Genomic DNA, 4340 nt, shown 5'->3' on the forward strand with positions numbered 1-4340 from the left:
AGGCGGCGCGGGCGGCGGCGGCGCCGAGCGCCGTGCCGGCCGCCAGCCGCGCGCCTTTCGCCGCGCCCTCCGCCACGCCTTTCGCCGCGCCTTTCGCCGCGCCCTTCGCCGCGTCTTTCGCCGGGCCGGAGGCGATGCGTCGGTCCATCAGGTCACCCGTTCTTCCCCGCCGTGGGCGCGGGCGAGGGCAGGTAGCCGCTCGCGCCGTCGCCCGTCCCGTACTGTCCGGACTTGCCGCCGATCTCGTTCTGCAGCGCAAGGATCGCCACCACCTGGCCGGAGGAGGTGTCCACGGTGTCGACCGTGGAGACCGACTTCTCGGCGTCGGAGTCGCGGAGCGCCGCGATCAGCCCGCCCGTCTGGGCGGAGGTGGTGGGACCACCGACGACGGTACCGCGCCCGGCGTCGTCGAGTGCGGTGGCCAGCGAGATCAGGGCCTTGTTCGCGTCGCCGCCGCCCTCGTAGGCGTAGGGGCTGGACGGCGCGACCATGACGGCGAGGGTGGCGTGCTGGCCGGGCTTGCCGCTGGCGGTGAGGTATCCGGCCTGCTTGAAGCCGTTCAGGACGGCGGCGCCGGTGGCGTCCTCGCGGCCGGTCTCGGCGGCGTCCCGGGTGAGGATGGCGCCGGCGAGCACGGCGCCCGCCTTGGCGTAGGCGTCGGCGTTCGCGGGGAACTCGACGCCGTCGCCCTTGAGCTGGGTGGCGAGCTCGTCGACGGTGACGCGCTGGTCGTCGTCCAGGAGCTTCTTCTGGACGGTGACGCGGCCGGTCACGGCGGCGCCGGCGTTCTTGGCGAGCTCGCTGACCTGCTCGATGCTGTCGTTGCTCGCGCCGGGCGTCTCGACGAGGACGACGGACTGGCCCTTGAGCCGCTCGGCGACGAGCTGCGTGGAGAGCCCGCTCGCGAACTGCTCCTCGCCGGCGAGCTGCCGCTCGGTCCGGCGCTGGTCGAGCCGCGCCTGGTTGGCGGTCTTGGCCGCCGAGCTGGCCTGCTGCCGCAGGGTGTCGCTCACCGAGTTCGACAGCGTCGTGGAGCCCAGCACGATGCCGAGCGCCAGCGCGAGGAAGATCGCGACGATGGAGACGAGGTGGTATCGGAAATCGATCACGTGAAGAGTCCGGTCAGCCAGAAGACGAAGGCGTGCCAGCGGTCGGCGAGCAGGGGACTGATGACGTCCCCCGCCGGTGACATGGCGACGGCGGTGACGATGGCGACGAAGGCGCCGAGGACGAGGAACAGCAGCGACCAGGCGGAGATGCGGCTGCGGTAGAGGCGGCTCACGCCCTTGGCGTCGACGAGCTTGCTGCCCACCCGCAGCCGGGTGAGGAACGTGCTCGCCATGCCGGCGCGGCCCTTGTCGAGGAACTCGACCATGTTGGCGTGCGTGCCGACCGCGACGATGAGCGTGGCGCCCTTGTCGTCGGCGAGCAGCATCGCGATGTCCTCGCTGGTCGCGGTCGCGGGGAACACCACCGCCTCGGTGCCGAGCTCGTGCACCCGCTTCAGGCCGGGCGCGCGGCCGTCCCGGTAGGCGTGCACGACGATCTCCGCGCCGCAGGTCAGCGCGTCGTCGGAGACCGAGTCCATGTCGCCGACGATCATGTCGGGGCGGTAGCCGGCCTCCAGCAGCGCGTCGGCGCCGCCGTCCACCCCGATGAGGACGGGGCGGTACTCGCGGATGTAGGGCCGCAGGGTGGCGATGTCCTCGCGGTAGTGGTAGCCGCGGACCACGATGAGGGCGTGCCGCCCGGCGATCCTCGTGTTCACCTCGGGGACGCCGACGCCGTCGATGAGCAGGTCGCGCTCGCGCTTGACGTACTCCATCGTGTTGGCGACGAACGCCTCCAGCTGGCTGGCGAGCCCCGCCTTGGCCTCGGTCAGCGCCGTCTCGACGGTCTCGGCCGTCTGCTCGGTGCCCTTGGCGATCACGTCCTCGCCGCGCAGGACGGTGCCGTCCTCGACGCGGACGTGGTCGCCCTCGGTGAGCTTGGTGAAGATCTCCGGGCCGACGTCGTCCAGCAGCGGGATGCCCGCCTCGATGAGGATCTGCGGGCCGAGGTTCGGGTAGCGGCCGGAGATGCTCGGCGCGACGTTGACCACGGCGCCGACCCCGCACGACACCAGCGCCTCGGCGCTGACCCGGTCGAGGTCGACGTGGTCGATCACGGCGACCTCGCCCGGCTGGAGCCGCTTGGTCAGGTCCTTGGTGCGGCGGTCGAGCCGGGCGACGGCGCTGACGCCCGTCCGGCCGTCGTCGCGGCCGCGGCCCAGGGCGAGCACGCGCCGCGGCAGCCGCTGCGCCAGCCGGACACGGCGCTCGGTGGTGGGAGACGGGTCGTTCATCGGTTGCCATCCTGCCAGAGCACGGGCGCGAACATCGGCAGGGACGGGCGGGCAGGCGTGTCCGTTCGGCCACCCTCTGTAGTTCCCAATCCCCCGATGTCCCCTCGACCGGTCAGCGTTCCTCGGCCGCCATCGCCAGCAGTTCCTCGGCGTGGGCGCGGCCGAGCTCGGAGTCCTCCAGGCCGGCGAGCATCCGCGACAGCTCGCGGACGCGGCCCTCCCGGTCCAGGGCGGTGACGCCGCTGCGGGTGACGGTGCCGTCGTCGGACTTCTCGACCAGCAGGTGCTGGTCGGCGAACGCGGCGACCTGCGGCAGGTGCGTGACGACGATCACCTGGGCGTTGCGGGCCAGCCGGGCGAGCCGCCGCCCGATCTCCACCGCCGCCTTCCCGCCGACGCCCGCGTCGACCTCGTCGAACACGAACGTGGGGACGGGGTCGGCGCCGGCGAACACGACCTCGATCGCCAGCATCACCCGCGACAGCTCGCCGCCGGACGCGCCCTTGTGCAGCGGCAGCGGCTGCGAGCCGGGGTGCGGCGCCAGCCGGACCTCGACCTCGTCGACGCCGTGCGGGCCGTACTCGCCGGACGGGGTGACGGTCACCTCGACCCGGGCGTGCGGCATCGCCAGCGCGGTCAGCTCCGCGGTGACGGCGGCGGAGAACCGCTCGGCGGCGCGGGTGCGGACCGCGGTCAGCTCCCCGGCCTCGGCGGCGAGCCGCTCGGTCAGCTCGGCGTGCTCGGCCCGCAGCTCCTCGATCCGGTCGTCGTCGCCCTCCAGCTCGGTGAGCCGCGCCGCCGACCGCCGCGCCCACTCCAGCACCTCGGCGACCGTCCCGTCCGCGCCGCCGTACTTGCGGGTCAGCGCGATCAGCTCGGCGCGCCGCTCCTGGACGGCGGCGAGCCGCGCCGGGTCGGCGTCGACGGACTCGGCGTAGGAGGCGAGGTCGGTGCCGACGTCGGAGACGAGGTACCCGGCCTCGGCGAGCCGGTCGGCGAGCGCCGCGAGCTCGGGGTCGTGGTCGCGGACGGCCTCCAGCGCGTTGCGGGCCGTGCCGAGCAGCCCGACGACGTTCGCGGCCTCGAACGCGGCGGCGGGGTCGCCGAGCAGCGCCTCGTGCGCGGTGTCGGCGGCGCCGCGCAGCGCGTCGGCGTGCCCGAGCCGCTCCTCCTCGGCGGCGAGGTCGGTGTCCTCGCCCTCCTTCGGCTCGACCTTCTCGATCTCCTCCAGGCCGAAGCGGAGCACGTCGGCCTCCTGCGCCCGCTCCCGCGCCCGGGTCGTCAGCTCCTCCAGCAGCGCGGCGACCTGCCGGTGCCGCTGGTAGGCCCTGGTGTAGGCGCGCATCGGCTTGGTCAGCGCGCCGCCCGCGTACCGGTCGAGCGCGCCGCGCTGCCGCCCGGCCTGGAGCAGCCGCTGCTGGTCGGACTGCCCGTGCACGGCGACCAGGTCGTCCGCGAGGTTGATCAGCACGCTCACCGGGACGGACCGGCCGCCGAGGAACGCCCGGGAGCGGCCCTCCGCCGACACCGACCGGGTGACGATCAGCGCGCCGTCGTCGAGCTCGCCGCCCGCCTCGTCGACCCGCTCGACCACGCGGCCGCCCGGGTCGACGACGATGCGGCCCTCCACGGTGGCGCGGTCGGCGCCCGGCCGGACCCGCTGCGGGTCGGCGCGCCCGCCGAACAGCAGCCCGAGGCTCGTCACCACCATGGTCTTGCCCGCGCCGGTCTCGCCGGTCACGACGTTGAACCCCGGCGACAGATCGAGCACGGCCTCGTCGATCACGCCGAGGCCCTGGATCCGCACCTCATCGACCATCGGACGCACCAGCGTCACAACCCTCCGCAAACAGATCCCCGATCAGCGCCTGTGGAGATTATCCCCTCTGCCCGCCCGATGCCGCTCCCCCGGCGTCCCCGCCGCCGTCCCCGCGGCCCGGCGCACCGTCCTGCCCGGTGCCCGGCGTGGTGCCCGGCGCGCCGTCGGCGGCGGACG

3 protein-coding genes are annotated in these 4340 nt (G+C 74.4%); all 3 read right to left on the reverse strand.

The window, feature by feature from the left end:
• Nucleotides 1-152: 152 nt before the first annotated feature.
• The 3 genes from E1300_RS47980 to recN all read right to left on the reverse strand — a co-directional run bounded on the left by E1300_RS47980 (nucleotide 153) and on the right by recN (nucleotide 4163).
• Nucleotides 153-1109, reverse strand: a complete 957-nt coding sequence (locus E1300_RS47980) for a copper transporter (protein ID WP_131763914.1) — start codon at nucleotides 1107-1109, stop codon at nucleotides 153-155.
• A complete protein-coding gene (steA, locus tag E1300_RS47985; protein WP_131763915.1) occupies nucleotides 1106-2344 on the reverse strand; it encodes a putative cytokinetic ring protein SteA in 1239 nt (412 codons plus the stop codon). The genes E1300_RS47980 and steA overlap by 4 nt, the downstream gene beginning before the upstream one ends.
• Before the next feature lie 112 nt (nucleotides 2345-2456).
• The gene (gene recN / locus E1300_RS47990) at nucleotides 2457-4163 is read right to left on the reverse strand and encodes a DNA repair protein RecN (protein ID WP_131763916.1); all 1707 of its coding nucleotides are present in this window, start codon (nucleotides 4161-4163) and stop codon (nucleotides 2457-2459) included.
• Between the last annotated feature and the right edge of the window lie 177 nt (nucleotides 4164-4340).

Source organism: Actinomadura fibrosa (assembly GCF_900659615.1).
GTDB lineage: Bacteria > Actinomycetota > Actinomycetes > Streptosporangiales > Streptosporangiaceae > Spirillospora > Spirillospora fibrosa.